Source organism: Candidatus Equadaptatus faecalis, assembly GCA_018065065.1.
Lineage (GTDB): Bacteria > Synergistota > Synergistia > Synergistales > Synergistaceae > Equadaptatus > Equadaptatus faecalis.
The window spans coordinates 20328-44952 of sequence record JAGHTZ010000017.1 but is presented as its reverse complement, the minus strand read 5'-3'; the positions used below and the strand labels follow the sequence as shown (position 1 = coordinate 44952).

The 24625-nt window shown below is 48.2% G+C and carries 20 protein-coding genes and 2 tRNA genes; 5 read left to right on the top strand and 17 right to left on the bottom strand.

The annotated features are described in order from the left end of the window. Positions 1 to 283 precede the first annotated feature (283 nt). Both KBS54_01400 and polA read right to left on the bottom strand, forming a co-directional pair. Complete coding sequence (locus tag KBS54_01400; GenBank protein MBQ0054785.1) at positions 284 to 1258, bottom strand: C-terminal binding protein; 975 nt, start codon at positions 1256 to 1258, stop codon at positions 284 to 286. 121 nt (positions 1259 to 1379) lie between these two features. Then, positions 1380 to 3992, bottom strand: coding sequence for a DNA polymerase I (gene polA, locus KBS54_01395; GenBank protein ID MBQ0054784.1), 2613 nt, complete (start codon positions 3990 to 3992; stop codon positions 1380 to 1382). Positions 3993 to 4099: 107 nt separating this feature from the next. Between polA and KBS54_01390 the strand changes: the two genes are divergently transcribed. Next, positions 4100 to 5443, top strand: a complete 1344-nt coding sequence (locus KBS54_01390; GenBank protein ID MBQ0054783.1) for a glutamate--tRNA ligase — start codon at positions 4100 to 4102, stop codon at positions 5441 to 5443. Positions 5444 to 5844: 401 nt separating this feature from the next. On the opposite strand, the gene KBS54_01385 is transcribed toward KBS54_01390, so the two are convergent. The 4 genes from KBS54_01385 to KBS54_01370 form a co-directional block, all read right to left on the bottom strand. Further along, positions 5845 to 6978, bottom strand: a complete 1134-nt coding sequence (locus tag KBS54_01385; GenBank protein MBQ0054782.1) for a glycerate kinase — start codon at positions 6976 to 6978, stop codon at positions 5845 to 5847. A gap of 63 nt (positions 6979 to 7041) precedes the next feature. Continuing rightward, the gene (locus KBS54_01380) at positions 7042 to 8382 is read right to left on the bottom strand and encodes a GntP family permease (protein MBQ0054781.1); all 1341 of its coding nucleotides are present in this window, start codon (positions 8380 to 8382) and stop codon (positions 7042 to 7044) included. Positions 8383 to 8454: 72 nt separating this feature from the next. Then, a complete protein-coding gene (locus KBS54_01375; GenBank protein MBQ0054780.1) occupies positions 8455 to 9276 on the bottom strand; it encodes an MBL fold metallo-hydrolase in 822 nt (273 codons plus the stop codon). A gap of 112 nt (positions 9277 to 9388) precedes the next feature. After that, positions 9389 to 10033: a histidine phosphatase family protein gene (locus tag KBS54_01370; GenBank protein ID MBQ0054779.1), complete on the bottom strand. Its 645-nt coding sequence runs from the start codon at positions 10031 to 10033 to the stop codon at positions 9389 to 9391. Between the two features lie 214 nt (positions 10034 to 10247). Here KBS54_01370 and KBS54_01365 point away from each other — a divergent pair, with 214 nt between their 5' ends. The 4 genes from KBS54_01365 (at position 10248) to KBS54_01350 (ending at position 15189) form a co-directional block, all read left to right on the top strand. Continuing rightward, on the top strand, positions 10248 to 11252 hold the full coding sequence (locus tag KBS54_01365) for an ABC transporter substrate-binding protein (GenBank protein ID MBQ0054778.1): 1005 nt from the start codon (positions 10248 to 10250) through the stop codon (positions 11250 to 11252). Positions 11253 to 11325: 73 nt separating this feature from the next. Beyond that, a complete protein-coding gene (locus tag KBS54_01360) occupies positions 11326 to 12420 on the top strand; it encodes an ABC transporter ATP-binding protein (GenBank protein ID MBQ0054777.1) in 1095 nt (364 codons plus the stop codon). Beyond that, positions 12420 to 14117: an iron ABC transporter permease gene (locus KBS54_01355; GenBank protein ID MBQ0054776.1), complete on the top strand. Its 1698-nt coding sequence runs from the start codon at positions 12420 to 12422 to the stop codon at positions 14115 to 14117. Before KBS54_01360 ends, KBS54_01355 begins: the two co-directional genes overlap by 1 nt. Before the next feature lies 1 nt (position 14118). After that, positions 14119 to 15189 carry an ABC transporter ATP-binding protein gene (locus tag KBS54_01350; GenBank protein ID MBQ0054775.1) on the top strand — a complete coding sequence of 357 codons (1071 nt, stop codon included), beginning with the start codon at positions 14119 to 14121 and terminating at the stop codon, positions 15187 to 15189. 82 nt (positions 15190 to 15271) lie between these two features. On the opposite strand, the gene KBS54_01345 is transcribed toward KBS54_01350, so the two are convergent. From KBS54_01345 to rbfA, 11 genes are all read right to left on the bottom strand, one after another. After that, positions 15272 to 16948 (bottom strand): glutamine--tRNA ligase/YqeY domain fusion protein, encoded by a 1677-nt coding sequence (locus tag KBS54_01345; GenBank protein MBQ0054774.1) that lies wholly within the window; start codon positions 16946 to 16948, stop codon positions 15272 to 15274. Positions 16949 to 16981: 33 nt separating this feature from the next. Then, the gene (locus KBS54_01340) at positions 16982 to 17992 is read right to left on the bottom strand and encodes a hypothetical protein (protein ID MBQ0054773.1); all 1011 of its coding nucleotides are present in this window, start codon (positions 17990 to 17992) and stop codon (positions 16982 to 16984) included. Between the two features lie 4 nt (positions 17993 to 17996). Further along, a complete protein-coding gene (locus KBS54_01335) occupies positions 17997 to 18290 on the bottom strand; it encodes a hypothetical protein (protein MBQ0054772.1) in 294 nt (97 codons plus the stop codon). After that, complete coding sequence (locus tag KBS54_01330) at positions 18287 to 19813, bottom strand: hypothetical protein (protein MBQ0054771.1); 1527 nt, start codon at positions 19811 to 19813, stop codon at positions 18287 to 18289. The genes KBS54_01335 and KBS54_01330 overlap by 4 nt, the downstream gene beginning before the upstream one ends. A gap of 263 nt (positions 19814 to 20076) precedes the next feature. After that, positions 20077 to 20153 (bottom strand) — tRNA-Arg (locus tag KBS54_01325). A 13-nt stretch (positions 20154 to 20166) separates the two neighbouring features. After that, a tRNA-Ser gene (locus KBS54_01320) sits at positions 20167 to 20262 on the bottom strand. Positions 20263 to 20327: 65 nt separating this feature from the next. After that, a complete protein-coding gene (locus KBS54_01315) occupies positions 20328 to 21380 on the bottom strand; it encodes a SurA N-terminal domain-containing protein (protein ID MBQ0054770.1) in 1053 nt (350 codons plus the stop codon). A 52-nt stretch (positions 21381 to 21432) separates the two neighbouring features. After that, positions 21433 to 22365 carry a riboflavin biosynthesis protein RibF gene (gene ribF / locus KBS54_01310; GenBank protein MBQ0054769.1) on the bottom strand — a complete coding sequence of 311 codons (933 nt, stop codon included), beginning with the start codon at positions 22363 to 22365 and terminating at the stop codon, positions 21433 to 21435. Then, positions 22362 to 23297: a tRNA pseudouridine(55) synthase TruB gene (truB, locus tag KBS54_01305; protein MBQ0054768.1), complete on the bottom strand. Its 936-nt coding sequence runs from the start codon at positions 23295 to 23297 to the stop codon at positions 22362 to 22364. The genes ribF and truB overlap by 4 nt, the downstream gene beginning before the upstream one ends. After that, complete coding sequence (locus KBS54_01300) at positions 23266 to 24243, bottom strand: bifunctional oligoribonuclease/PAP phosphatase NrnA (GenBank protein MBQ0054767.1); 978 nt, start codon at positions 24241 to 24243, stop codon at positions 23266 to 23268. The genes truB and KBS54_01300 overlap by 32 nt, the downstream gene beginning before the upstream one ends. Then, complete coding sequence (rbfA, locus tag KBS54_01295; protein ID MBQ0054766.1) at positions 24233 to 24625, bottom strand: 30S ribosome-binding factor RbfA; 393 nt, start codon at positions 24623 to 24625, stop codon at positions 24233 to 24235. The genes KBS54_01300 and rbfA overlap by 11 nt, the downstream gene beginning before the upstream one ends.

Below are 24625 nucleotides of genomic sequence, written 5' to 3'. Positions count from 1 at the left end.
ACAGACAAAAATCAGGCTAAATTTACATAGAGTGTTGAAAATGCTGAATATTTTCGTTTTTGTAAAAGTTATTAAAGTTTATTGAGAAAGAAAAACTGAACGATAATTTTCAATATTTGATTTATCTTTTCGCCTTTGTTTTTCGTTCCCTCAATATGTTTTATAGATTTTCGAAAACGGGCTGACTTTCATCAGCCCGTTGGGATTTGTTTGATTATTTCAGTTTCAAAAGCTTTTCCCGCTATTCCGGTGATTCCGCCTCCGCGTTAAGTTTTCGGTATTTTTACTCCGCTATGTCTTCTATTTCATTTCCTTTTATAACGTTTACAAGGTTCATTGCCGCCCTGAGTTTCAGCTCCTCGTAAGCCTGTACGGACAGATAGGAAATGTGCGGCGTAACTATAATTCCGTCCGTTCTGAATATTTCTTCGTCAAAGGAAGGCGGTTCAACGTCAACAACGTCAAGCACCGCGCCGGCTAATTTCCCGTTTTTGACGGCATTTATCAGAGCTTTTTCGTCAATTATGCAGCCGCGCGCCGTATTGATTACGTAAGCCGAGGCTTTGAGACAGGTAAGTTTTTCTGCGTTAAGCATACCCTTTGTTTCATCGGTAAGTTTGGCATGAATGCTGACGTAGTCTGCATTTCCGAGTGCCTCGTCAAGTTTCTCCGCTTTTTTTACGCCAATCGAAGCCATTTTTTCTTCACAAACGTACGGATCGTACGCGTACACGTTCATACCGAGCGATACGGCTTTTTTAGCCGTTGCGCTGCCTATTCTGCCTATGCCGATTATGAGAAGATTTGAACCCTTTATTCTGTTTGCGGGCTTCGGCAGTGCGGGACTACCCCAAAGCTTCTCCGCCATTTCTTTTTTGTAGGAGGTTACGTGCTTGTTGCATTGGAAAATCGCCGCTATCGCGTAATCCGAAACGTCCTCGACACAGTACCCCGGAACAAAAGCGACTTTAATTCCCTTTTCTTTTGCGGCGGAAACATCAATTCTGTCATAACCTCCCCCGAAAACAGATATGACCTCGCAGTTTTTCAGCTGCTCCATTTCCTCTCTGCCGATTCTCGTGTACACCTGGGCGAGAATTCCGTCAACTCTGCCGCCGAAATCTTCCAAATCTTTTTTGTAATCATAGCCTGAATAATGTATTTCGCAGTCAGGAAACTGATCGTTCAGCGTCTTGTTCTCCACGTCGTAATCAAGCCACTCTTCGTCAATTATCCAAATTACAGGTTTCATAATCACGCCTCCTTAGAGATACAATTACAATAAACAATGAATAGTGAAGAATTTATAAAGTCAAAAGTTCGTTAGTAACCGGCATTTACATTCTTCATTATTAATTTTTCATTTTGAATTATGTTATTTACACTTCGTTCAAGCTTTTTCCGCGCTTGGTCTCCACCTTGAGCGGCACGGAAATCTTGCATACGCCCTCCATAGTCTCAACAAGCAGTTTTTCAACTGCGTCAGCGTCGTTTTCGTCACATTCGCAGACGATAGAGTCGTGTACCTGCAGGATAACCGCGGCGTTCGGAAATTTTTCCGCAAGGCGTTTGTCAAATTCCGCAAGCGCCATTTTGGCGATGTCGGAAGCGGCGCTCTGCACAGGCGTGTTGACCGCTATTCTGTCTATCGGATTGTTTCCGCGCCCCTCTATTGTCGCGACCTCGGAAAGCGGACGGCGCCTGCCGAAAACAGACTCCGTATAACCCTTTTCTTTCGCCGTTTTGATACTCTGTTCTATATATTTTTCAACGCCGGGCAGAACGCTGAAGTAGCGTTTGACGATACTTGCCGCCTGCGGACGCGGAACGCCGAGCCTCTGAGCAAGCCCGAAGGCGCTCATGCCGTAGAGCAGCCCGAAGTTGACAACCTTTGCAAAGCGGCGCTGTTCTTTCGTAATATCCTCCGGCGGAAGTCCGAACACCCATGACGCGGTTTCAAGATGAACGTCCTGTTCTTCGCGGAAAGCGGAAAGCAGCCTTTCTTCCTGCGAAAGGTGCGCAAGAATGCGAAGCTCTATCTGCGAATAGTCCGCAGAGACAAACGTTCTGTCTTCAGCGGCAGGGTGCAGACATTTTTTAAATCTTTCCGCCCACTCCCCGAACTGCGGAATGTTCTGCACGTTTGGCGAATAGCTCGCAAGGCGCCCCGTTCCCGTCTCAAGCTGGTCAAAAGTGGAATGTATTCTGCCTTCTCTCTCTTGTGCCAGTGCAAGAAACGGCTCGACAAAACCGGACAGTATTTTCGACTCCTCACGGAAATTCATAAGCAGCTTCGGAACGTCGCAAAGCGGCCTGGGCAGCTGCGCGAGCTCTTCAAGCACCTCAGCTCCGGTAGAGTAGCCCGTCTTGGTTTTCTTTATCGCAGGCAGTCCCAATTCCTCAAACAAAACGTGTCCCACTTGCTTTGGTGAATTAAGGTTAAATTCTTTTCCTGCTTTTTCCCATATTTCAGTCTCAGTTTTTGCTATTGCGGTCTTCAAATCAGAGCTTAAATCAGACAGCATTTTAGCGTCCGCAGGAAGCCCGCGGCGCTGCATTTTCGTCAGCGTAAAGCTCAGCGCGTTGTCCAGTTTTTTCATCAGCTCTTTTTGGTGTTCCGTCAGCTGATTTTCAAATGTCTTATAAATATTTAAAAGTTGAACAGCAAGCGTTTTATCTTCAGGCAGTTTACCGAGAGTTTTTTCAATTCCTCTGCCTCCCCTGTCGGGATGCAGCATGTAATGTGCTGCTTCAACGTCGTTAATTCTTTCAGCAGGCGGCACGGGAATCGTTTCGTCCACAAGCAGTCCGCGAAGACCAAACACGGTAAGAACACCCTTCTCCGTCCATTTTTTCCATGCTTCGTCGTTTTTCAGACGTTCAGTATCCGCAAAACAATATTCGCCGTTCCCGTTTGCGCACAAAACGCCGGTTTTGCCGTCAGAAGCCGTTTTAACAAGCATACTTGCGTTTTCTGAGGATAGTAATCGCCCAAGCTCAACTTCTTTCAGATTTACGGCGTTCTGGGGAACGTAATTTTCCTGACCGAACAAAAAATTCCCAAACTCCGCTTTGCTTTTCGCGTTTTTGGCAGGCGTATCGGAAGAATCGTCCTGAAGCGTGAAATCGCCGGTCAGGATTTTCAGCTGCGCGTATATTTTCCGAAGCCCCAGTCTTTCGCACAGCTGTTTCAGAAGCTCGGAATCCGCACTCCTGATTTTTGTATCCTCAGCGTCAACCGCTTCCACCTCTATCGGCAGCACAAGCGCACGGCTGTCAAACGCTGACTGCTTTCCCTCCTCAAGCCGCAGTCTCTTTGCGCCCTTAAAATCCTCAATATGCTCGTAAATGTCTTCAATGCTTGAATATTTCTGAACAAGCTCCGCAGCGCTTTTTTCGCCGATTCCGGCAACACCCGGAATATTGTCCACGGCGTCGCCGAGCAGCGCGAGATAATCGCTCATGCGCTCCGAGGGAAAGCCGTACTTATTTTCAAAAAAAGCTTTGTCATAAAAATCAAATTCGCTGACGCCTTTGGTCGGGCGTATAACAAAAATATTCTTGTCAAGAATTTGAAGCAGATCCTTGTCTGCTGAAAGGATAAGCGCGGTGTCCCCGCCAGCCGCAAGGCTTCTGGCTGTTGAAACTATACAGTCGTCGGCTTCTATTCCGTCCCTGATAAAAACGGGAACGCCCGCCGCTCTGCTGAGTTCGATAATAAGCGGCATCTGCGCCTTAAACGCGTCGGGAGCGGGCTTGCGCCCTTCCTTGTACTGCGCGTACGCCTTCTTGCGCACGGTCTCGCCCTTAGGGTCAAAAAACAGCGCGACACCGTCAGGCTGCCACTTTTCAAAGGTTTTCAGCAGCATGTTCATAAAGCCCACTATGGCATTCGTAGGGGTGCCGTCAGGAGCGGAAAGCCCCTCCGGAACGGCGTAAAAGCCGCGAAAAGCAAGCCCGTGCCCGTCTATAAGAAGAATTTTTTTATTCATTTTATCTGCCTCCGTCAGCGAAAAAGGGTCAAATATGCGATTTTTGCGGTATAATGCTCAGGTGCTTGCATAATTATAAACCATAACAGGTCATTTGGAGGAGCAAAATGGACAGCAACGTAAGAGTAAGATTTGCGCCGAGTCCGACAGGCGCACTGCACATCGGCGGAGCCCACACGGCGCTTTTTAACTGGCTTTGGGCGCGCCACAACGGGGGAAAATTCATACTCCGCATAGAGGACACAGACCTCGAACGTTCAACAAAGGAATATGAACAGAGCATAATGGACGGTATGCGCTGGATGGGCTTCGACTGGGACGAAGGTCCCGACGTCGGCGGAAGCTATGGACCTTACCGCCAGTCGGAACGCATGGAGCTTTACAGAAAACACGCGCAGGAGCTCATTGACAAAGACATGGCGTACGTTAAAGACGACGCTGTTTTCTTCCGCGTGCCGGAAGGCAGACTGCTTACCTTTGACGATGCAGTCTACGGACATATTGAAGTCCGCAGCGAACGCTGCTCGGTCAATCAGGACGGAACAATAAAAGACATTGTCCTCATGAAACGCGACGGAATGCCCACCTACAACTACGCCTGCGTAATAGACGACCACTATATGGACATAAACACCGTAATCCGCGGCGAAGACCACGTAATCAACACGCCGAAACAGATACTCGTCTATCAGGCGCTCGGCTGGAACGTCCCAACCTTCGGACACCTTCCGATGATACTCGGCAAAGACAAAAAGAAACTCTCTAAACGTCAGGGCGCAACCAGCGTATTCGAATACAACGACCTCGGCTATCTGCCTGACGGCGTATTCAATTTCCTCGCGCTGCTCGGCTGGACACCGAGGGAAACGGGCGAAGTATTCTCAAGAGACGAAGCAGTTGCGCAGTTTGAGCTCAAACAGGTAACGACAAAGGCGGCAGTCTTTGACATGGACAAGCTGAACCACATAAATCAGGAACAGATGAAACGCATGGATCCGTACAAACTGCTTGAAATCATCCGCCCCTTCTGGGAAAAGCTCGGCTTGAATCCGCAGAACTACAGCGACGAATACCTTGCGTCCTCGCTCAAAACAATGGGCGGACGCGGACAGACAACGCTTCAGGTTGCGGAATACAGCGATTACTTCCTCAGCTTTGACGTTGTAAAGGAACGTTACGACGCTTCGGAAATCAGCGAAGATCGCCGTCCCGTCCTTAAAGGCTTCTACCGTCAGCTGCTTGACAATGCTTCCGAATGGAAAGCACCAGTGCTTGAACAATTCACAAAAGACTGGATTGAAACGAACGGCAGCAGCATGAGAGAGCTCTGCCTGCCTCTCCGCTGGGTGCTTACCGGAAGAAAAGTCAGCCCGGGCGTATTTGAATGTGCGGAGCAGCTCGGCAAAGCTGAAACCGAAACGCGCCTCAAACATTACAACCTCGTTGACTAATTTTAATAAAAAAATATACCCCAAACACGGGGTATATTTTTTTATCCAATCTTATGTCTTATAATTTCAATAATATTTATTTTTGGCAGAATTCACAACGTTAAAAATATTATAGGTCATTATAAAATCCTAACGATTTTTCCCTGCCCAAAATCCTCACAGAATACTACTGACACACAAAAAAAGACAGCCGAGGCGGTTGGTTCGGCTGCCCTATCGGAGATGTGTCATGCACATAGTACAAACACAATGCAGATACTACTCTCTTTCAAACTGTTTGTCAAACTGAAATTTCAATATTTTCGTTTTGCTTAAAAATTATTGACACAGTACTACAGTCTGCATATAAAAAACAAACGGGCTTGCGCCCGTTTGCGGGTAATATTTCTGTATCAGTCCTGTTATTTCCCTATTGCTTTTACAAATCTGAAGATGTCGCGAAGCGTGTTTTCGTAGTCTTTTTTGCTGCGCGGTTTTGCTTCGCTGAACGGTATTGCAAGGCGGTTAATGCTGAATATCGCGCTTACGCCGAGTTCGTACGCGCCGTAGGCATCGTCCGCAACGTCACCGACGACCGCTACGACGGGGACTCCGCATTCTTTTGCCCTGCGTGAAACGCCGATTACGACTTTGCCGGTGAGGCTCTGCGAGTCGAGTTTGCCTTCGCCCGTGATTACAAGGTCCGCGCCTTCGAGCTGCTTTTCAAATTCAACCGTGTCAAGCACAGCCTGAATTCCGGGTTTGAGCTGCGCACCCATAAAGGCTATCACGCCGCCGCCCATGCCGCCGGCTGCCCCCGCTCCGGGGACTTCGGCTACTGATTCTATGCCGAGTTCGCGGACGATTATTCTGTCAAGCGCTTTGAGTTCCTCGTCCAGTTTGAGCACCATATTGGCGTCCGCGCCTTTCTGCGGCGCGAAAATGTATGCCGCGCCTTTCGGCCCGTGCATAGGGCTGTCAATGTCGCACATTGCCGTTACCTTGACGCCTTCGAGAAGCTTTTTCGCTTCGGTCATGTCTATGACTTCAATTTTGGAGAGTGTGCCGCCTGTCGGTACAAATTCTTTTCCGTTGATGTCTTTGAATTTAACGCCTATGGCTGCCGCGAGTCCGCAAGCGCCGTCGTTTGTCGAGCTTCCGCCGAGTCCGAGAAGGATTTCTTTTGCGCCGTTTTCAACGGCGTGCCTGATCTGCTCGCCTACCCCGTAGGTTGTTGTTACGGACGGGTTTCTGTTGGTTCCAACAAGCGGAAGACCGGCGGCTGCCGCCATTTCTATTATTGCGGTGTTTCCGTGGCGGAGATAACGCGCGTCAAGTAGCTCCATGTGCGGCCCGTGGACTGTAGTTTCGACAAGTTCGCCGCCGATTGCCTGACGGAAACATTCCACTGTTCCTTCACCGCCGTCGGCAACGGGGAGATTTATTATTTCACATTCCGGAAAGCTTTCGTTAATAACTTCTTTGGCAATGTGGCAGATTTCAATTGAATCGATAGAGCCTTTGAAAGAATCCGATACAACTACTACTTTTTTCATTTTCAGCACCCCTTTTTGAAAAAACAGGGCAGGCATTTGCCCGCCCTGTTTTATTGGTATTTCTTAAAGAAGAATAAGTGATGCGATGTAGATTACTACGAGGCAGACAAGACCCATTGCGCCGGTCATACCGGTCTGGCACTTGTAAGCTTCTGACGGCTTCATATCTGAGAACTGTGATACAACCCAGAAGTAGGAGTCGTTTGCGTGTGAGGCTGTCATTGAGCCGGCGCCGATTGCCATTGTGACGAGGACTTTGCCCATCGTTGAATCGAAACCGAGCGTTCCGAGCAGCGGTGCAACCATCTGTGAGGTTACGATCATGGCAACCGTTGAGGCACCCATGGAGAGTTTAAGAATTGTTGAGATGAGGAACGGGATAAGGATACCGAGTCCGAGGTTAAGCAGTGAGCCCTGAAGCGCGTCTGCGATCGGAAGTTTTCCGAGAATTGCGCCGAATGAGCCGCCGGCAGCCGTGATAACGAGGATTGCCGCTGAGTTCTGTACGCCTTCCGTTACCCATGCGAGGTCTGTATCTTTGTCATGGACAGGGATAAGCGTCATGGCAAGGAATACACCGATGATAAGGGCGATGACAGGGTTTCCGATGAAGGAAACGAAGTGCTGAAGCGCACCTTCTCCGAGCGGATGGGTTTTGAAATCGCCTATTGATTTGAGAGCGATAAGGATGATCGGAAGAATGATCGGTGAGAAGCTGTGAAGAGCGCCCGGAAGTTTGCCGTATTTTTCGAGAAGTTCTTCAACCGTGAACTGCGGGTTGGCAGGAATATCAATCGTTGATGCGACTTTGTTTGCGTAGAAAATTGCAAATGCGACCGCAGGGATTGATATTACAAGACCGGTCATAATGACGAGACCGAGGTCTGCACCGAGGTTACCGGCAATGGCGATCGGGCCCGGCGTCGGCGGAACAAGGCAGTGCGTTGCATAGAGACCGCCTGAAAGGGCTGTCGCTATAACGGCGAGTGACTTGTTGGACTGGGCTGCAAGAGCTCTTGAAATCGGGGAAAGGATAACGAAGCCTGAGTCGCAGAAGACAGGGATACCGGTGATGTAACCGACTATACCCATCGTAAGGACGGAGCGTTCTTTTCCGACGATTCCGAGAATCGTGTTAGCCATTGTGAGAGCCGCACCGGTTTTTTCAAGGATTGTTCCGATGATGGTTCCGCAAAGGATAACGATACCGATGTTGCCGAGTATGTTGCCGAAGCCGGTTTTAACTGTCTTAATGACCTCTTCGGGGTCCATTCCGCAGATAAGACCGACGAGTATCGCGATAATGACCATTACGATGAACGGATGCTGTTTCAGTTTTGAAATAGCAAATATCATCGCGATAACTGAAAGGAAAATAACTGAGAACATAAACGCGCTGGACATTTTCAGTCCCCCTTGATTTGTATTTGTATTAAATTACTGCGCAAGGCAGTAATAATACACAGATTTAAGCGGCTATATTTCTATAATGTCGCCTGTCGCGAGATGACAGCCGCAAAGCGACGCGTCGTCTTTCAGCGCTTCCTGCACGGTCTGTCCCGAGCAGTGGGAAAAGCCGTTGATACCAACGCCGAGTTCTTTCATTTCAGCAAGAGTATATGCTATGCGTTCTTCGTCTGCTTCCATTAAGTGCGTCCCGCCGAAAATCGCGACGATGTTTTTGCCGAGTCTTTCGCTTACCGATGACAGAATGTTAAGTATGCCCGGGTGCGAACAGCCCACAAGAACCACAAGCCCCTTGTCCGTGTCAAAAGCAAGACATATTTCATCGTCAAAGCTGTCGCGCACGTACCCGTCCGCAGTCTTTTTAACAAAGCGCTCAGGAATTTTCTCAAACGCGTACCTGCGTTCAAAACCGGTCAGCACAAAGCACCCCTGAACAAGTTCAAGCATATCTTCGCACACCTTGTGTTCAATTCCGAGCCTGTCTAAATCAGCTTTTCCGAAACCGGTACCGAGATAGGTGTACTTAACACCGTTAAATCCGAATTTTTCTTCCCAAAAGTGCTTTCCCGTTATAAGCTGCTTAGCCCAGCCCTGCTTCATAACGTGGTGAAAACCGCCCGCATGGTCGTAATGCGCGTGGCTGCACAGCATAAAATCAGCCGTTGAAACGTCTATGCCAAGCTGCTCTGCATTGAAAAAAGGAAGCGAGGTTGAGCCGAAATCAAACAACAGCTTCGTGCCGTTGTACTCTACCCACATGGAAAGACCGTGCTCGCTCTGAAGAGCGAGATTTTCAGAACCTTTATCGTCCATCAGCACCGTAATCTTCAAGATGAAATCTCTCCCGTCTTGGATTTTACGTTGGTATTATATCCCAAGCCACCGGAAAAAGCAAAGCAAAAAATACCTTATGCCTTTTCAGCCGCCGTACAGCTGCATTTATCTACGCAAGCGGCAGGTTTCTGATTTCGTTTTCGCTTTTCATCTTAAAATGAAGTGTATCATTCATATTAAGAAGGGTTAGTTTTCCGTCCCTGATTTCAGCCGTGGTTATTGAGCAGTTGTCAAGTCTTATTCTCCAGAATATCGAGCTGTATTCCGATTTCAGGCAGGCGAGGAGTATCAGACGGAGTATGCTGCCGTGCGATACAATTATGGTTTCTTCGTCCTCAATTTCCCCGAGTTTTTCAACGACTTTCCTGGCACGGGCGTATATTTCCGCCTCAGTTTCCCCGCCCGGAACATCAGCCTTTCCCATGCGCCACGCTTTGTATTCCTCCCTGTACTGCGTGCGTATGTCGGCAAATATTTTTCTTTCCCAGTCGCCGAAGCACTGCTCTGTCAGTTCGTCCCATACAATTAACTTTCTTTTGTCTCCGGCGATAATTTCAGCAGCCTGTCTGGCGCGCGACAAAGGACTTGAAAGCACGGTTTTCGCACTGCTCTGTTCAAGCCTGAGAGCAGCTGTCTTTGCCTGCGCTATTCCTTCTTCGTTCAAAGGGATGTCGTTTCGTCCCTGAAATCTTGACTCAGCGTTCCAGTCCGTCAGACCGTGGCGCACAAAGTAGAATTTCCTGCTGCCGTTCATATCACATCACCCGCCGAAATTATACTACGTATTATAAGGCAGACAAATCCGATAAAGCAAAATTTCTTAAATTTCTTAAATTTTTCTGTTCCATTTATGCAGAAGCGTGGTACAATTCTCGCGTAAGGGTTTATGCGAGCAAAGCTTTCGCTGTCATTATAAGGCGAACGCCTTTGCAAACGCCCGAAACAATATTTTTACAGGAGGAATAGCAATGCGCAAAGTTTTCTCAGCAGTACTCGTTCTCGCGATACTGACAGCCGGATTTGCAGGTCTCGTCAGCAAAGCGGAAGCAGCAGAAGAGCTCATCGTCTACACGTCGATGAAGGAATCCCTCATTAAGGGTATCGTACAGGGATTCGAAGCACAGAACCCCGGCATCAAGGTCAGCTATCAGTCAGCCGGCGCCGGAAAGCTCATGGCAAAAATAGCAGCAGAACGCCAGAGCGGCAAGATCCTCGCAGACGTTCTCTGGACGTCAGAAGTTCCCGATTTCTACAAGATGCGCATGGAAGGCATTCTTGAGAAATACAAGAGCCCGAAATTCAAAGAGACAGTCAACCCGTTCAAGGACTATGACGGTTCATTCCACGCTGCGCGTCTCGGCACGCTCGGAATCATCGTCAACACCGACAGAGTGAAAAAAGACCCGACAGCATGGAGCGACCTTATGAAACCTGAATTCAAAAACGGCTTCGGCGTTGCAGACCCCGCGCTTTCAGGAACATCATACATGAGTGTAGCGCTTCTCGCAAAGAAATTCGGCTGGAAATTCTGGGAAGACGTTAAAGCCAACGGCGGACGCATCGGTAAAGGCTCAGGCCAGGTTATCGACGACACGGCGTCAGGCGAACTCCTTGCCTCACTCGCAGTTGACTACATCACAGACAACAAAATCACAAAAGGCGCACACATCAAGATGTGCTATCCGAAAGAACTCCTCGTCGTTCCTTCACCGATCGCGATTTTCAAAGGCACGCCGCACCTTGCAGCAGCAAAGAAATTTGTTGACTACATGCTCGGCAAAGAGGCTCAGACGCTCGTAGCAGCTCAGGGCACAATTCCTGTCCGCGAAGACGTTGTAATGCCCAACAAAAACTTCACGCTTCCGAAACCGAAAGCGGCTCTTGCACAGTCAATCAAAATAGACTACAACGAAGCAGTCAAAACAAAGGAAGACACAATCAAGAAATTCTCCGAGATAATGAAAAAGAGATAGTTCTGATTACTTTCAGAGGCAGAACGGGGTTACCCTGTTCTGCCTTTTGATTTAATTGTCAGGAGGAAACAGGATGGAAAATATTATCAGCATAAAAGGAGTGGCAAAGGCATTCGGCAAACATACCGTTTACGAAAACCTTAACCTTGACATCGTCAAGGGCGAATGCTTTACGCTGCTCAGTCCGTCAGGCTGCGGCAAGACCGTGCTCATCCGTCTTATCGCCGGTCACGAAGTGCCTGACGCGGGAAAAATTGAAATAGACAACGTTGTCGTTGCGGACAGCGAAACCGGCGCCTACGTCGCTCCGGAACGCCGCACGCTCGGCATCGTTTTTCAGGATTACGCGGTCTGGCCTCACATGAATGTCTATCAGAATATCGCGTATCCCCTTAAAATGGAAAAACGCCCCAAGGATGAAATCGATCAGCTCGTTATGCGCATGATAGACGTCGTGGGCATGAACGGGCTGGACAAACGTCTGCCTTCGGAGCTTTCAGGCGGTCAGCAGCAGCGCGTAGCGCTCGCGCGCGCCCTCGTTGCGGATCCGGCGGTTATGCTTCTTGACGAACCGCTGAGCAACCTTGACGCGAACCTCCGCGAAGAGATGCGTTTTGAAATCAAAGACCTTCAGCGCAAATTCGGCATTACGGTTCTCTACGTCACGCACGACCAGGAGGTTGCTCTCGCGATTTCCGACCGTATCGCGATTATGGACAAACAGGGCAAAATCCGTCAGATTGGAACTCCGTACGAGATTTTTGAAGAACCTGCCGATATGTTCGTATTCAAATTTATGGGCATAGCAAACTTCCTTAAAATCCGCGAAGCGGACGGAAAATTCTGCGTTGGAAACGGTACGCAGGAAGTTTCGCTGAACGCTCCTGAGGCAAATGCGGGACACGAATGGGTCGTCGGTTTCCGTCCATCGGACGTTTCCGTCAGCAGAACCGAGGGAACGCTTAAAGGCGTTGTCAGAAGAGCAAACTTCCTCGGCGCAACGATGGACTACGCCATTGACATTGACGGCGAAACGCTCCGTACCGAAATCGTTACGCATGAGGCTATCAGCAGCGGCCTTATGTTTAAGGAAGGCGAAGAAATTTTCGTCACGTTTAAGGCTCTGCACTGGTTTGACGCAGAACAGCTGAAGGAGGTTGAAGAATAATGAGTCAGAGTGCAATCAAAAAAGAAAGCAGCTTCGGCGTTGCACATATAATTCTTTTCCTCGCCATAGCAATTCTCGTTATATTTGTTGCATGGCCGGTGCTTCTTATACTTTTCAACGCGTTTTTCGTCGGCGGGAAATTCAACAGCAAAGACTTTATCGCTGTTCTTACCGAGCCTGACACCTTCTCCGCGCTGAAAAATTCTCTCGTAATCGCAAGTATGACGACGATCGGTTCAACGATTGTCGGCACGTTTTTTGCATGGCTGGTCACACGTACCGACCTTCCCTACAAAAAATTTATGAAGGGACTTTTCCTCGTTCCTTTCATGCTTCCGTCATTCATCGGCGCTCTCGCGTGGAAAATGCTTCTTTCCCCGAACGCAGGCTACATCAACAGACTGTTTATGAGAGTTTTTGAAACGGATCAGCCGCTGTTTAACATTTACAGCTATCTCGGCATAAGCCTTGTCGAGGTCATGTATCTGTTCCCGTTTGTCTTTATTCAGGTCTGCGGCGCTCTTGAGCGCATGGACCCGACGCTTGAGGAATCTGCAAGAATTTCCGGCGCAGGACTTTTCACAATCACACGCAAAATCACGATACCACTCGTTCTTCCTTCAATTATGTCAGGCGCACTTCTGATTATGCTTTATTCAATGGCGCACTTCGGAACCGTCGCGGTTTTGGGTATTGAACAGGGTATTTACAACATACCGACACTTATTTACGAAAAGATTCACCAAAGCGCGGGATCTTTTGCCTCAATACGTACCGGCGCGGTTCTTTCAACGGTTCTCGTCGTAACCGCCGCCGCCATTATTTGGGCACAGCAGAAAATACTCAGCAAAGGGCACTATCAGATTATCGGCGGAAAATCCTTCAGACCTATGGAACTCAAGCTCCGCGGTCTCCGCTATCCGCTGCTTTTCTTCTGCCTTGCCTACATCGGTTTCACGATTCTGCTTCCGACAGCCATCATCTTTATGATCGGTTCCGTTGACACCTACGGAGTTCCTCTCACGTGGGCGAATATGTCGCTTGCCAACTACAAGTACATACTGACGGAATACGACGTAACCAAGGACGCAATCTTCAACAGTCTCTCCCTCGGTCTGGCAGCTGCCGCGATTACCATGTTCGCAGGCGTTATGATATCCTACGTTATAGTCAAGATGAAGGTAAAGGGAAAAGGCATTCTCGAATTCCTCGGCATGCTTCCTTTCTCAGTTCCGGGATCCGTTATCGCATTGGGCGTTATCCTTGCATGGAGCGGCAAATTCGGAATAAACCTTTACAACACGGTATGGATTATCCTTGTCGCCTACATCGCGCGTTACATGGCGTTCTCGCTGCGTGCAAACACGGCTGCTTTGGAGCAGGTTCACGACTCTCTTATGGAAGCTTCCCGTTCCTGCGGCGCAACCATGTGGCAGTCGCTTAAGGATATCGTTATACCTCTCGTGCGCCCGGGCATGATAAGCGCGTTCTTCCTTATCTTCCTTCCGGCGCTCCGCGAGCTTACGGTTTCAATTATGCTCTACGCCCCGACCACAAGAACAATCGGCGTTGCGATTTACACGCTGAATGAAGACGGCGAAACGGTTATGTCGGCAGCTCTCGCAGGTATCGCACTGATACTTATAGTAATCTGCCAGTCGATCATCAACCGCATAACCAAGAAAGCAGGTGAATAACATGTCCTTTGTCCGCTTAATAGACGTAACAAGACGCTTCGGAGACGTTACGGCAGTCAACAAACTCAACCTGAAAATAGACAAAGGCGAATGCTTCTCAATGCTCGGACCGTCAGGCTGCGGCAAAACGACGACCCTGCGCATGGTAGCAGGCTTCGAAGACCTTACCGACGGTGAAGTCTGGGTTGGCGACAAACTTTTCTCGTCACCGAAGAAGCATCATTACACACCGCCCGAAAACAGAAACTTCGGAATGGTCTTCCAGGCGTTTGCAGTATGGCCGCACATGAGCGTCTACGAAAACATAGCGTTCCCTCTCCGCCTCAGGAAGCTTGAAAAGGCTGAAATAGAGCGCCGTACCAAAGATGCTTTGACCGCCACCAACCTGCTGGACTCTGCAAATGACAGCCCCGCGGATCTTTCAGGCGGCGGCAAACAGCGCGTAGCGCTTGCCCGCGCCCTTGCAATCAACCCTGACGTTATGCTTCTTGACGAACCTCTTTCCTCCCTCGACCCGCATCTCAGGGAAGAAATGCGGTTTGAAATTAAAGAACTGCAGAACAAATACGGCTTCTCCATAATCTACGTAACGCACGACCAGTCCGAAGCCATGGCGCTTTCCGACAGAATCCTCGTTATGAAGCTCGGCGTTATGCAGCAGGTTGACACGCCACTCAACATTTACAACGACCCTGCGAACAAATTCGTTTTCAGTTTCATCGGCGTATCAAACTTCACTGACGTTCAGTGGAAGGGAGACACAGCGCACATATCCGGCTCAGAGCTTGCGCTTCCTGCGTCTCTTGTCGTGCCGAACAGCATGAAAGACGAACGCACGTTCAGCCTCGCAAGCCGTCCGACTGAAATCAACTTCACGAGCGAAAGCGACCCTGACGGGGTACGCGGCTTTGTACTCCGCAAGGCATTCCTCGGCGAAATTATCGACTACCTTATTAAAGTCGGCGATCAGGAAATCCGCGTTCAGACAGGACGCAGAGATCAGGGACCGGAAGTTGAACAGGGCTGCAGCCTTAAATTCCTCCGCCCGTTCTGGTATCAGATGGACGACTAAAAAATTAAGTTCAAAAAAAACATTCTCCGCATACAGCGGAGAATGTTTTTTTACGAGGATAAACTTGTACTGCGACTAATCACTATCCCTGTTTTTTGACCTCTTTGCCCCATGAATCTTTGAGCGTTACCGCAAGGTTGAATACTGGCTTTTCCGGCGTTGAATCCTTGTCCGTGCAGAAATATCCGTGACGGAGGAACTGGAATTTATCCAGCGGCGCGGAATCCGCAAGCGATGGCTCTACAAGGGCATTTTCAATAACCTTAAGGGATTCGGGGTTCAGATAGTCTTTGTAATCCTTTCCTTCTTCCATGTCGCCGAGGTTTCTTATTGTGAAGAGATGGTCGTAAAGGTTAATACGGGCTTTTACCGCGTCGCCTTCCCATACCCAGTTAAGCGTTCCCTTTACGCGGCGTCCGTCCGGCGCTTCCCCGCCGCGGCTTTCCATGTCAACCGTGCAGTGAAGCTCGACAACGTTTCCGGCTGCATCTTTTATCACGTCCGTACATTTGACGAGGTACGCGTATTTAAGCCGCACTTCGGCGCCGGGGGCAAGGCGGAAATATTTTTTCGGCGGTTCTTCCATAAAATCGTCCTGCTCAATGTAAATAACTTTGCCGATTTTTACCGTGCGTTTTCCCGCAGCTTCGTCTTCCGGATTGTTTTCCGCAGGCAGTTCGTCGACAAAATCCTCCTGCCAGTTGTCAAGAACAACCTTCAGCGGTTTAAGTACAGCCATTCTTCTTTGTGCCGTTTTGTTCAGTTCCTCGCGGAGGCAGTGCTGAAGAAGCTCTATTTCAACCATGCTGTCCGATTTGGCAACTCCTACTTCTTTGCAGAAACGGCGTATGGAAGACGGGGTGTATCCGCGGCGTCTGAAACCGGAAATTGTCGGCATACGCGGGTCGTCCCAGCCTGAGACTATGCCGAGCGTTACAAGCTCAAGCAGCTTGCGTTTGCTCATTACGGTATAGGTGAGGTTAAGCCTTGCAAATTCATACTGGTGCGGTGTATGCGGCGTATTGACGTTTGCGATGAACCAGTCGTAAAGCGGTCTGTGATCCTGAAATTCAAGCGTGCATATTGAATGAGTAACACCTTCAATGGCGTCTTCAAAGCCGTGAGCAAAGTCATACATGGGATATACATTCCATTTGCCGCCGGTTCTGTGATGCGAACGTTTGAGTATGCGGTATATTACAGGGTCACGCATATTCATGTTGTTGCTCGCCATGTCAATCTTGGCACGCAGCACGCATGAGCCTTCTTCAAACTCCCCTTTTGTCATTCTGTCAAACAGTTCAAGATTTTCTTCAACTGTTCTGTTTCTGTAGGGCGATTCTTTGCCCGGGGCTGTCAGCGTTCCGCGGTTAATGCGTATTTCTTCGGCATTCTGATTGTCCACATAAGCTTTTCCGGCTTTTATAAGGTCAAGCGCCCATTCATAGAACTGATCGAAATAGTTTGAAGCGTAACAAAGATTTGCCCATTTAAAGCCGAGCCATTTCAAATCTTCCTGAATAGCGTTAACGTATTCTGTTTCTTCCTTTGCAGGGTTTGTATCATCAAAACGCAGGTTGCACTGGCCGCCGAATTCTTCTGCTATTCCGAAATTCAGACAGATCGATTTGGCGTGCCCTATATGCAGATAACCGTTAGGCTCGGGCGGAAAGCGCGTAATAACTTTTGAAATTTTGCCTTCCTCTAAATCTTTGGCAACTATTTCCTCAACGAAATTCATCTTTTTGTTTTCTTCCATTTTGACTGCCTCCGGCTTTGTATTTGTAATGATTTAATATGCAATCATTTCTGCCGCGATTATAATACTGTCATAGAATACAAGTCCCATGGCGATAAGTACAAGAAGCGGCAGGATAAAGAAATATACTTTTTTCGAGACGTGCGTTTTAATAAAATGCATCACTGACCAGCAGAGGCTGACCACGACAATTCTGAGCAGCACAAGCATCACCCAGAAAACGACAAATGCGGCGAGCGTCATCAGCAATGCGATTAAAGGGCCTTTGTCTATACGCACGAACCATTTCCAGGGGAAAAATATCTGTTCTGTCAGCAAAATTACCAAATATGGAATAACCAAGCTCCACAACTGAAGAACAAATCTTGTTTTGCCGGTAAATTCAGGCATATCGTTCACCGAGATAAGCATGCAGTCTTCTCCGGGCTCTTTATCCTCCGAATAAATTTGGCTGAAAATAATAAATCCGAACAGAAGCAGCCCTGCTATGCCGTACTTGGACATTGAATTATAAGGCGTAGCGGATATCAGCAGAGAGAGGCTGAATGTATCGCCCGCAATACCTATGGTCTCAAGATAAGAGGCAATGGAAACAATACACGCCGCCAGAGGGATATACAGTCTTGCGACAGAAATCAGCAGCTTTTTGAACACGTATTTTTTGTCGCTGAAATTAAGCGCTTCAAGAGCGACAAACACAAAACCCACTGACATTATAATCGAAAACAGCATTTGCAAAAGGTCACCGCCGTTTTCAATCACGGGGACAGCCGCCCCCGAGGGTATACAGGCGAAAACGGAGCACAGCAGCGCAAATGAAATTGACAAGGCAAAAAGCACTGTCTTTCTGTAGCCCTGCCCCGACAAACCGTAATCCTGCCTAAAGAAATCAATAAACTTATGATATTTGTTTCTGTCGCGTTTTTTCAGCAGCATACGCATAACTGAGGTATAAACGCCTTCCGTCAGGACAATAAGGCAAATCCATACCGCCAGGGCTGCAAGCAGAAGTATATAACGGACAATCAAATATAGTACGCTCATCTGTTTACTCCGTAAAAAGCACAGCCAGGCACACCGCAAAAAGTATGAACGGCAAAATCACGTATTTATAGCGGTTGCTCATCCAGACTGTCAGATATTTTCTTGCCAGAGAGAGATGTTCTTCGTTAACAATCTCGTTTTCGTCAATACTGCTTTTGTCTCGCATCTCAATTTCATTTTCAGCGCGGCTGTCAAAAATATTGCATATAAGAGCAACAATAAGCAACGAGAGAAAAACAACAAACATCCATACAAGAGGCATCCAGTAAAAGCGTGCTACGGAAACGGAGGTAATCATTTTTCTGCCTCCTCAATTACGTTAATGGAATAGCCCGTATTCATCAAAGATTCAGCCGACGGTGCCGCAAAATTCTGCAGCAGAAGACCGGGGGAAACGGACAAGAGTAAAATCCAGAACATAAAAATTGAAGTTACAAGGATAATTTCCCTGTCCCGAACAGTACTTTTTTCTTTGTCTTCCTTTGTCCATGCTTTGCCGAAAGCAACCGTAGAAATCATGTAAAGTCCTATGATAAACATGGAGAATACAGCCAAAACAAGAAATACTGCCAAAAACGGCCATATAAAGTTTGCGGCTCTGAATATCAGCTGAATAAACGGATAGGTTACAAGCGGAGGCATACCGCAGAAACCGAAAAGAACAAAATAGAGCGCAAAAACGGCGACAGGCGTTATGCTCAGCAGTCCGCTCTTGCGATAAAGCTCAATCCCGTCATCGGCAGGAGTTTCAATAAGCGCAGAAGAAATAGTCAATATTGTGAACATTGGCAGATAGAGCAGCCAAAGTGAAATCATACTTTCAAGGGCTGTAAAACCGTACTGCGCAAGACCTTCCGCGCTGAAACAGCCGTAATACGCAATTCCGGCAGAAACAAGCAGAAACCCCTTGGCGAACAGGTCCATAAAAGCGGAATATTTGCACGGCTCTTTTGTTGAGGTTGTCATAAGCACGGAGAAAAGTACCGCCGCGCAGCCCGTAAATATCATTATGTTCGGCACTTTTTCAAGTCCCGCGGAAACGCCGAATATTGAGAAAATGATTCTGATGATTACATAAAATACAGCCTGGCTGCGCATAACGAAAAACGCGCGGTAGACAGGGTCCTTGGTATGAGTTGCAGGCCGCAGGAAAAGAGCCGCCATCGGCGCAAACATCAGGGCAAAAGCAATTTTTTCTCTCATTCCGACTGTAAAACTGCATGATATAAGCCTTGTAAGCGACGGTCCGTATTTTGAACTGAGTATTACAACTCCGGCAAGAAAAAGCAGCATCGAAACTATTCTGGAAAGATGATGCATAAATACGGGAACTGCTTTTCTGCCGTAAACCGCAGAATGTCTGTAAAGTCCGTAGGAAGCTGTCTGAGACATAATATTAAAAAAAAGTATTCCGTAGAGACTGTTGGAATAATACATACCTTCTACCGACGCGATAACAAGGAAAATACACGCCATTTTTGATATGCTCAAAGCGTTTTTTCTGTCTGCCATTGCCCTGAGACCTACAAGCAAAGCAGCAAACGCGGACAGGGCGGCAGCGCATGCCGAAAGAAAGTCAACAAAATAATTTTTCCCGGTATCAAACTGCTCTCCGCTGCTCAGCACGTCAGTCGTAACGCGGTTCACAAAAGGAGCCGGCATCTGCAGTTCAGTTCTGTAGAATTTAAAAACGAGAAGAACAAGAATAAAATTAATTACAAGCACCGCAAGAAAAAGTATGTTAAGCGGCTTGCGGCGGACAACGACGTTAATGCCCAGTCTGCCTTTCGCGTAATGCACGTACACGATAAAAAACGACATAAACAGACATACAATGCAGGGCAGATATATAGTAAAAACAGGCAAAGGAAATTTCAGCACTGCTTTATCTTCCTCCGATTCGCTTATCGCTCGTATCTTACGCCGGTCTGATGTACAGCGCAGATGACCGCATAAGGTACGAACATAATAATAGTAAATAATTCGCAGCTTTGCAAACGTAAATTGAAACAATCAGCAATATTGTTCGTTTACTTTACGCGGCGACATACAAAAGGGACTCCTTACGGAGTCCCCCAAATCTCTGGCGCGCCGAACAGGACTTGAACCCGTAACCTTTAGATCCGTAGTCTAACGCTCTATCCAATTGAGCTACCGGCGCAATATTTAAATAGTGGCGGTGAGGAAGGGATTTGAACCCTTGAGGGAGATTTTTGTCCCCCTACCCGCTTAGCAGGCGAGCGCCTTCAGCCTAGCTCGGCCACCTCACCAACGGTGAAACATTTTATTTCAGAAACGTACTTTTGTCAATAGCAATAAACTGTACAGGGGAAATCTACTGCTTCGCCGGTGCGCTTTCTTCGGGTTTTGCTTCCGTTTTCTGCGGAATGAAGAAACTGTCTTCGATTATTTCGACTTCAACGTTCTTTCTGAGCTTTCTTACAAGCCTGAGGACTTCCATTCTGCCGCGCTGGTTCTGTATCATTTTAACAGCGTCGTCTTTTGCCTCGTCAAATGAAAGTATCTTTTCCGCTTCGTCGCTTTTCTTAAGGAAGAGGAAATATTTTTCTGCTCCGGGCATCTGAATTACATTGGAAACCTTACCGGCTTCAAGAGTCTTGACTGTTGTGAACGGTTCTGTTGAAAGCTGCGCGGCAGGAATAAAATCAGGCTTTTCTTCTTTCGTTGAGTTCTCTGCCTTCTGTTCTTTCATTATACCGTCCCATTTGGCGCCTGATTCAAGAGCCTTTTTCGCAAGCTCCGCAGCTGCTTTGTTGCCGAAAACCGCTATAAGGAGGTTGCTTCCGGCAGGACGTTTGAAAATTGAATCTTTGCCGTCCTCGTAGAATTTTTTCAAGTCTTCGTCCGTTACTTTTATTTCCGACGTAATTTTATCAACCAGTTTCTGCTGTTCCATCTGGAATCTCACTTCGTCCTTGAAATCAGCCATTGATTTGTCGGCGCGGCTGAGATAGCTTTCAAATTCTTCTTTTGTGGGGAACCGGGCAATAATGGCGTTAACCTGTTCCTTAAGCTCTTTTCTGTCAACCTTTACGCCGCGTGCTTTGATTTCTTTTTTGAGTTCGCGTTCGAGACCCATTGATTCCACAGCCTGTTTTCTGAACAGATAGATATCGTCTTCAGAAGCTTTCACGCCTGGCATACTTGCCGACTGCTGTTCAGCTATGCGCAGAGCAATACGTTCCACGTCGGCGCGGGCAACTTTTTTACCGTTGACCTTTGCGACTGCGTCGTTGGGACCCTTACCGTCAGCGCCTTTGCCCCCGCCTACGCCGTACATAACACCGCAGGTAATTACAAAAACGATGACAACCGCTATCATTATCAATTTGAGATTTTCTCTCATCCATTTAAACAAACCCATCATCCTCCTTAGGGAATTGTTGCCTCATGCACAACTTGGATATGATATTACATTTTTACAGCCATGTCAAAGCTTGCGCCTTAATATTGTCAAGCAGTGCGGCATTGTCTTTCATAAACCGTTTCAGCACAGCCGCCGACTTCTGCGTGTCGGTGCGCAGCTGTTCTGCAAGCTTTTCGCTGCTTTCAAACTTCATTTCTCCCCTGTTTTCTTCCGCAAAGAAAACGGTAATTTTTTTTCCGTAAATATCTTTTGCAAAGTTTGGCAGGTGTGTTTCGCATATCAGTTTTTTTCCGTCGAACGTGGGATTGAAGCCTATGTTTGTTACCGAAGGGTACAACTCGTTTTCAACAAGCGTGATTGTAAAATAGCTTCCGTTTTTCGGATAAACCTTGCCGTTCTCCGGCAGCAGATTTGCAGTCGGAAAACCTATAAGTCTGCCGCGCTGCTCACCTGTAACAACTTCTCCTGACAAATAATAAGGAAGCCCGAGCAGTTCGTTTGCAGTTTTGATTTTTCCCTCGCATACAAGCTTTCTTATCCGTGTGGAACTGACGGTGCCTCCGTTGAATTCCAGAGTTTTTACTGACGAAAACGCCATATTGTTTTCCGCGCAGTAATCCCTGATAAACAACGCGTCCCCCCTGCGTCCTGCTCCGAAACGGAAATCTTCGCCGACGACAATTCCGCAGGCTTCGTATTTCTCTTTCATAAGCCGCATAAATTCGTCCGGTGCAAGTCCGGCAAGTTCTTTTGTGAACGGAATTTTTACAAGCTCAGGTATATTAAGCAGTTTGGCGTAAAAATCACGCTCCGCGTCCGTAAACAGCTGCTTGAAATTACCGCCGGACAAAAACTGCTGCGGATTACGGTCAAAGGTCAGAACACCCCATCTGCAGTTTTCTGCTTCTGCCGTACGCCGTGCTGTTTTCAGCAGTTCGCAGTGTCCCGTATGGAAACCGTCAAACGCACCGATGGCGTAAATCATAATTCTCCACCGAGATACAGATTGACTGACGGGTGCAGCATTACTCTGCCGTCCTCAGTTGCAAAACTGCAGACTGAAAAATAGTTTCCCGCGGCAAGCAGTACGTCTTCGCCGAAATAATTTTCGGTTTTTCCCCTGCTTCTGACAGACAGAAGTTCCATCGGAACGTTTTGTCCCAGCGCAAGTTTTTTTTCTGCTTTTTTGTCTCCGGCGTACATGGGCAGTACGTCAGAAATAACAGAAAGTTCAAGCAGACGGGCATATATGCCGTCAGCCGTCATCGTTTCAATTTCGGAGAAATCAACCGCGTTATCCAAATTGAAAGGTCCTGCAAATTTTCTTTCCAGCCTGCAGACATGCCCTGCCGTGCCGAGGACGCGGGCGAGATCCCTGCCGAAGCTTCTCACGTAGGTTCCCTTCTGGCAGTATATTTCAAAAGAGAGTTTTCCGTCTGAAGATATATCCGTTGTCCTTAATACTTTTTCAAAATATACAGGCTTGGGAGCTATTTTAACTTCCTGTCCGCTGCGGCTCAATTCGTGCGCCCTCTGTCCGTTGACGTGAACCGCGGAAACGTTCGGAGGCGTCTGCAGGCGCCAGCCGGAAAACTCCGCCATAGCGTCGTCAATGTCAGAAACGGACAAATGGCTCCATTCCGCCTCGCGGATAACGTTTCCTGACGCGTCGTCAGTATCAGTTTCGCTTCCGAGCTGAAGCGTCGCGGCATAGCATTTCGGAAATCCCATTACGATATTGCTGAGCCGCGTGGCTGCGCCCGTCAGCAGAACGAGAACGCCGGAAGCCGTGGAATCAAGCGTGCCGCCGTGCCCCACCTTTGCTTTTCTGCCAAGCTTGCGGTGCACTACCTCCACACAGCGCGTACTGCGTTCTCCAACCGGCTTATTTATTACAAGAAAGCCCGATTTCGGCATATTTCGTTACCCGTTCTTTAAGTTCCGCAATCACCTTGTCTATATTTCCGCACAGCTTTGCGCCCGCCGCCTGGTCGTGTCCTCCGCCGCCGTAAAACGCCGCGATTTCGCGGGCAATGTACGGCTGTTTTGTTCTCACGCTGAGCTTGACCATACCGTCAAATTCGGACACAAACAGCGCTATTTTGACGCCCTTAACGCGGAGCAGCTGATTGACAAGATTTTCCGTAACACTCGGCTCGGAATGAAATTCCTCAAAATCCGAAGCAGAAATGAGCAGCACGGCGGCAGTCCCGTCCGCAAACAGTTCTGCACCTTCCATTGCCCTTCCCCAAAGCTTCAGGGCTTCGTGCGTCATCGACTCGTTCAGGTAGCTGTCTATTTCATTCGGCTTTGCGCCTGCCTGCAGCAGAATACATGCTATCTCATGACTGCGCGGAGTTACCGAAGAAAAACAGAAACTGCCGTTGTCCGTCGCGAGCGCAGTGTAAAGGCACACCGCTTCGTCCCTGCTTATGTCAAAATTATCGTGCATAAGCTCCGCAACAATTTCAGCCGCCGCCGAAGCCTCCGGACAGACAAGATTGATTTTGCAGAATTTCTCGTTGTCCGCATGGTGGTCCATCGCGACGCTGTCGTGCAACGGCAAAATTGTTTCCAAGCCTTCTATTGATCTGTTTTTTGTGCTTGTATCAACGACCACAAGCAAGGAATCGGGCAGCACGTCATTTGCCGAAAACTGCCTGTATTCTCCGCTGTACGGGAGAAAAAGATATTTGTCCGGAACGGCGTCCCTGCCGCCTGCGACGACCTTTTTCCCCATACGCCTGCCGAGCGAAAAGAGAGCAAGGGCACAGCCGAGCGTATCCCCGTCAGGTTTTTCGTGGCAGAGAATCGTCCAGCTGTTGTATTCTTTCAGTTTCCGTGCAATATTCTCAGTCTTCATCTTCCTCAGATTTCGTTTCGGACGATTTAATGATTTCAGCGTCAAGCTTTGCTACTCTGTCAAGCAGTTCGTCCATTTTTCTCGCTTCGGCTTCTGAATTGTCATACACAAAAGTCAGCTGCGGAATAGTGCGCAGGTGCATTTCCCTGCCGAGTATTCCGCGAAGCTGTCCTGCAACGGATTCCAGCGCTTTCTGCACCGTGCCCCTGACGTGTTCGTCAAGCAGAGTGTAATAGACCTTTGCGTAGCCCAAATCGGAAGATACGTCAACCGCCGTTATAATCGCCTCGGAGACGTGTTCTTTCTTTATGCGCAGCTGAAGCAGGTCGGATATGCTGCGCTGGAATTCTTTGTTTATTCTTCCCATACGGTATGAACGCAT

Coding starts and splice junctions, on each gene's coding strand:
- polA (MBQ0054784.1), bottom strand. CDS start 3,992: ATGAATAAAAAAATTCTTCTTATAGACGGGCACGGGCTTGCTTTTCGC.
- KBS54_01390 (MBQ0054783.1), top strand. CDS start 4,100: ATGGACAGCAACGTAAGAGTAAGATTTGCGCCGAGTCCGACAGGCGCA.
- KBS54_01385 (MBQ0054782.1), bottom strand. CDS start 6,978: ATGAAAAAAGTAGTAGTTGTATCGGATTCTTTCAAAGGCTCTATCGAT.
- KBS54_01380 (MBQ0054781.1), bottom strand. CDS start 8,382: ATGTCCAGCGCGTTTATGTTCTCAGTTATTTTCCTTTCAGTTATCGCG.
- KBS54_01370 (MBQ0054779.1), bottom strand. CDS start 10,033: ATGAACGGCAGCAGGAAATTCTACTTTGTGCGCCACGGTCTGACGGAC.
- KBS54_01365 (MBQ0054778.1), top strand. CDS start 10,248: ATGCGCAAAGTTTTCTCAGCAGTACTCGTTCTCGCGATACTGACAGCC.
- KBS54_01360 (MBQ0054777.1), top strand. CDS start 11,326: ATGGAAAATATTATCAGCATAAAAGGAGTGGCAAAGGCATTCGGCAAA.
- KBS54_01355 (MBQ0054776.1), top strand. CDS start 12,420: ATGAGTCAGAGTGCAATCAAAAAAGAAAGCAGCTTCGGCGTTGCACAT.
- KBS54_01350 (MBQ0054775.1), top strand. CDS start 14,119: ATGTCCTTTGTCCGCTTAATAGACGTAACAAGACGCTTCGGAGACGTT.
- KBS54_01345 (MBQ0054774.1), bottom strand. CDS start 16,948: ATGGAAGAAAACAAAAAGATGAATTTCGTTGAGGAAATAGTTGCCAAA.
- KBS54_01340 (MBQ0054773.1), bottom strand. CDS start 17,992: ATGAGCGTACTATATTTGATTGTCCGTTATATACTTCTGCTTGCAGCC.
- KBS54_01335 (MBQ0054772.1), bottom strand. CDS start 18,290: ATGATTACCTCCGTTTCCGTAGCACGCTTTTACTGGATGCCTCTTGTA.
- KBS54_01330 (MBQ0054771.1), bottom strand. CDS start 19,813: ATGTCGTTTTTTATCGTGTACGTGCATTACGCGAAAGGCAGACTGGGC.
- KBS54_01315 (MBQ0054770.1), bottom strand. CDS start 21,380: ATGATGGGTTTGTTTAAATGGATGAGAGAAAATCTCAAATTGATAATG.
- ribF (MBQ0054769.1), bottom strand. CDS start 22,365: ATGATTTACGCCATCGGTGCGTTTGACGGTTTCCATACGGGACACTGC.
- truB (MBQ0054768.1), bottom strand. CDS start 23,297: ATGCCGAAATCGGGCTTTCTTGTAATAAATAAGCCGGTTGGAGAACGC.
- KBS54_01300 (MBQ0054767.1), bottom strand. CDS start 24,243: ATGAAGACTGAGAATATTGCACGGAAACTGAAAGAATACAACAGCTGG.
- rbfA (MBQ0054766.1), bottom strand. CDS start 24,625: ATGCGTTCATACCGTATGGGAAGAATAAACAAAGAATTCCAGCGCAGC.